This is a genomic window from Kitasatospora sp. NPDC047058, from assembly GCF_040643935.1.
Taxonomy (GTDB): domain Bacteria; phylum Actinomycetota; class Actinomycetes; order Streptomycetales; family Streptomycetaceae; genus Kitasatospora.
In genome coordinates, this window is sequence record NZ_JBEYVJ010000822.1 from 1 (window position 1) to 1,624 (window position 1,624).

A 1,624-nucleotide genomic window follows, 5' to 3' on the forward strand; every position below is an offset into this window, starting at 1 on the left:
GGTCCGCGGCGGGGCGGTACGCGCCGTGCCGCTGGTGGGCCCCGCGCCGGACACGGGGGTGGACGGACCTCTGGTGGATCCAGTATGGGAGCCGCGGTCCTGGCCATGATCTGCCTGGCCGGCTTCGGGCTCACCGGACGCGGCGCGCCGACGACCACCACTCCGGAGCAGCGGGCCGCCTCCGCCGCCCGGCTCGGCAGCCGGCTGTTCGTCCCCGCCCTCACCCTGCCCGTCGTCGCACTGCTGTGCGCGACCCTCCTCAAGGACGTGCACCTCGGCCGCGGCCCCCTGCTCCAGACCGGCAGCGAGACGCTCCTCGGGCTCGGCATCGGAGCGCTCGTCGCCCTGGCCGTCGCCCTCCTCCTCACCCGCGAGCGCAACCCCGCCGTCGCGCTGCACTCCGGCCGCGGGCTGTTGGAGGCCATGGGCTGGTCCCTGCTGCTCCCCCAGCTCCTCGCCGTCCTCGGCTCGATCTTCCAGACCGCCGGCGTCGGCACGCAGGTCGGCAAGCTCACCACCCACCTCCTGCCCGACGGAGGCAAGTACACCGCGGTGGCGCTCTACTGCGTCGGCATGGCCGTGTTCACCGTCGTCATGGGCAACGCCTTCGCCGCGTTCCCCGTCATGACCGCCGCCATCGGCTGGCCGGTCCTGATCACCCAGCTGCACGGCAACCCCTCCGTCGTCCTGGCCGTCGGCATGCTGGCCGGCTTCTGCGGCACCCTGACCACCCCGATGGCCGCCAACTTCAACCTGGTCCCGGCCGCGCTGCTCGAACTCAAGGACCAGTACGGTCCGATCAAGGCCCAACTCCCCACCGCTGTCGTCCTGCTGGCATGCAACATCGTCATCATGTCGCTCTTCGCGTTCTGAACCTCCGAACTCCCCCGGCCCCCCGACCGACCAGGAAGGCCACCACCGCCCATGACCCGGGTCCTGCTCACCGGCTTCGAGCCGTTCAACGGCGCCGCCCTCAACCCCGCCTGGGAGGTCGCCCGCCTCGTCGCCGACAACCCGCCCGACGGACTGAACGTCACCCCGGCCCGGCTCAGCTGCGTCTTCGGACAGGCGGCCGACGAACTGCGCACAGCCGTCCGGGAGACCGAGCCGGACCTGGTGGTCTGCCTCGGCCAGGCCACCGGCAGGCCCGACATCACCGTCGAGCGCATAGCCGTCAACCTCGACGACGCGCGCATCCCGGACAACGCGGGCCGCCAACCCGTCGACCGTCCCGTCGTCACCGGCGGCCCCGCCGCCTACTTCTCCACCCTGCCCGTCAAGGCCTGCGTGGCCGCCGTCCGGGAGGCGGGCCTGCCCGCCTCCCTGTCCCACACCGCCGGGACCTTCGTCTGCAACCACGTCTTCTACGCCCTCCTGCACTTCCTCGCCGCCGAGCGCCCCGGCACCCGCGGAGGCTTCGTCCACGTCCCCGCCCTGCCCGAGCAGGTCCTCGACTCCGCCACCCCCTCCCTTCCCGCCGCCACGACCGCCCGCGCCGTGCGCGCGCTGCTCGCCGCCTCGACCCGCGCCACCGACATCCACACCCCCGGGGGCGCCCTCCACTGATGGCCCGGGTGGATCGCGGCACTGCGTGACCGGCCGGGGGATCCGCGGCTGTGGTGCC

General features: G+C 73.5%; 2 protein-coding genes. Both read left to right on the plus strand.

The features are described from left to right. Positions 1-873 (plus strand): DUF979 family protein (locus tag ABZ885_RS40815; RefSeq protein ID WP_360200223.1); only part of this gene is annotated, 873 nt, incomplete at its 5' end. A gap of 51 nt (positions 874-924) precedes the next feature. After that, positions 925-1,566, plus strand: coding sequence for a pyroglutamyl-peptidase I (gene pcp, locus ABZ885_RS40820; protein ID WP_360200225.1), 642 nt, complete (start codon positions 925-927; stop codon positions 1,564-1,566). Positions 1,567-1,624: the final 58 nt, after the last annotated feature.